We start from the raw sequence: 415 nt of genomic DNA on the forward strand, positions 1-415 counted from the left end.
GGATGTACCTGATGGAAAGTTGGTCGATTTCTATGCTCAAATTGAAAAATCCCTTGCAGGCAAAGTAAACATATTCGACCAGGACAACGAAATGTTAATTGTCAGCACGGAAGCTGAGAAATTCACCGTTATTGAGGTTATGGCTGGACTCAATGTAAATACGGATCAAATGGCATTGCTACTGCTGCCTTCGGATGCCGAGTTAACGGATTTATTCAGCGATTATGGATTTACTAGCGAAAGTGATCATAACTACTTGTATGAGAAGCTCGTCGTCTCCTTCCGATTTACAGAGGATTGCAAGCAAGCAGATGTCGATCAAGCGTCGCTGCAAATCGAAGAGCATCTTCTCGCCCTATACAAGGATCATGGGCGTGATGTTTATGTCGTCGATCGTCAGCTCGAAGAGCTAATG

Annotated in this window: 1 protein-coding gene; it reads left to right on the plus strand. The window is 43.9% G+C overall.

Annotated elements, in window-relative coordinates:
• A partial coding sequence (locus AC1DUA_RS40790) for a hypothetical protein (protein ID WP_477505034.1) occupies positions 1 to 415 on the plus strand: 415 nt, incomplete at both ends.

This window comes from Paenibacillus sp. 01T422, from assembly GCF_056398785.1.